Raw genomic sequence first — 1,677 nt, 5'->3', positions numbered from 1 at the left:
GGGCATGGCGCATTTTCTGCCCTTGCCCTGGCTGGATGTGAGCGCGTCGCGCCTGCGTGCCTTGTGGCTGGCAAACCGGCGCGTGGATTTTCTGCTGCCGCGGGCGGCGTTTGAAATCCTGCGTGAAAGCGAAGAATCCGTACGAACCCACTGGCAACAGGCGGGAAGCCCATGCTGACAACTGCCCCCAAGGACATACGTGAAAATATCGCCCGCGCTGTAGGTTATTTACGGCGGGACGAAGTGGAGCGCTCCCTGGCTGCCATGAGCGAAGCCCTGCGGCGTATGGGCGAAACCAGGATGCTGCGCGCCGCCAGAGCCGAACTGGACATCCAGATCAGCGAATTTCTGTCTTCCCTTATCCAGCACCAGACCATGCAACCCCTGCTGGACCCGGCGCGCACGGGCAAGCCCAGGGGCATCCCTTTTCAACAGGGCAAAGAAGCCGCCCTGGCGACCGTGCTGGACGGCCTGGGCCGAATTTTGCAAAAAGAGGCGGAAAATTGCGTGCAGGCGGAGTTTGCAGCGCGAATGGAGCGGAAAAAGCACCTGATCGAGACTGGCTTGCAATTTGTACGCGAAGGGCAGCTTGCCAAAGGACGGGCATTTCTAAAGCGGGTGGTTGAGGAATTCAGTCAGGAAGATGGCATACGCATCCAGGTAGGCCAGATTTTCGCCGCTGCTGGCCTGTATCAGGAAGCCGCGGAAATGTATGAAGAAGCCATCTCCATCCAGCCACGAGAACCTGCCGCTTATACAGGGGCGGTGGCTGCATGGATGGAATTGCACGAATACGAAAAAGCCGAAAATATCTATAAAGCAGTGCTGCGCACTTTTGGCGGCCACGCTTCCACATTCGGCAAGATGGCAAAGCTGTACCTGGTATGGCGCAAGCGGCAAGTCGCAGAAGACATGGCCTTTCGCGCCCTTCAGGAAGACCCGGGCCAACCAGACGCCCTGGAGGTCATTGCAGCACTGGAACGCCGGTAAGCGCCGCGCGGCGAGCGCCTCGTCCGTCGGCGGCCTGGCCATCAGTCGTCAACCAGTTGACCGCGCCTTTTCAGAGCAGATTAACTTTGAGAATGTCCACTCTCAAAGTTTACTTCGGCGCTTAACAGCGCAAATAAATTGCGCTTACGCCTTCTCCCGCAGTCGCCAGAGCAATTTCAAAATGAAAATGCCCTGGCTATCCTCATCCGGCACAGCCCAAAAGCCTGAAAAACTGCCTTGCAACCAACAGCGCCCATTGCCATTCAGGGCAAGATGCGCTATACACTGCCTTCGGTCGCGGACCCTGTGTCCCAGACCTGCGGAGAGGTAGCGAAGCTGGCCGTAACGCGCTCGACTCGAAATCGAGTTGTCCCTTAACCGGGGCACGTGGGTTCGAATCCCACCCTCTCCGCCATTTTTCCCATCAAAATTTCGCAAAGGCCGGAAAGCGCTGAAAACAGCGATTTTCCGGCTCTTGTCATTTCAGGATTCTTCCGGGCTCCGGTCATCTCCTGACGGTGCTCACCTACTCCCGCCGGTTATTTCCGCGCGTCTGCCGTGGTAATCCCCCCAGAAAAAAGTAGCATTTCAAAGTAGAATTTCCGAGAATAAGCAATCTGGAGATTTTACAATGAAAAAGTCACGCTTCACGGACAGTCAAATCTTGGCGATTTTAAAACAGGCCGA

The 1,677-nt window shown here is 56.4% G+C and carries 1 protein-coding gene and 1 tRNA gene; both read left to right on the top strand.

Features of this window, described 5'->3' with window-relative positions; genetic code table 11:
• The first annotated feature begins 171 nt into the window (after positions 1 to 171).
• Complete coding sequence (locus V6C16_RS12615; RefSeq protein ID WP_333535476.1) at positions 172 to 990, top strand: tetratricopeptide repeat protein; 819 nt, start codon at positions 172 to 174, stop codon at positions 988 to 990.
• Between the two features lie 321 nt (positions 991 to 1,311).
• A tRNA-Ser gene (locus V6C16_RS12610) sits at positions 1,312 to 1,405 on the top strand.
• The last annotated feature ends 272 nt before the right edge of the window (positions 1,406 to 1,677 follow it).

Origin of the sequence: Desulfovibrio sp. 1188_IL3213 (assembly GCF_036763145.1) — a bacterium.
In the GTDB taxonomy this organism is placed as follows: Bacteria; Desulfobacterota; Desulfovibrionia; order Desulfovibrionales; family Desulfovibrionaceae; genus Desulfovibrio.
Note: the sequence above shows the minus strand (reverse complement) of the source record. Positions and strands in the feature narration are given on the sequence as shown.

Bases quoted from the DNA above. Each gene is read 5' to 3' on its own strand.
- V6C16_RS12615 (WP_333535476.1), top strand. From the start codon at position 172: ATGCTGACAACTGCCCCCAAGGACATACGTGAAAATATCGCCCGCGCT.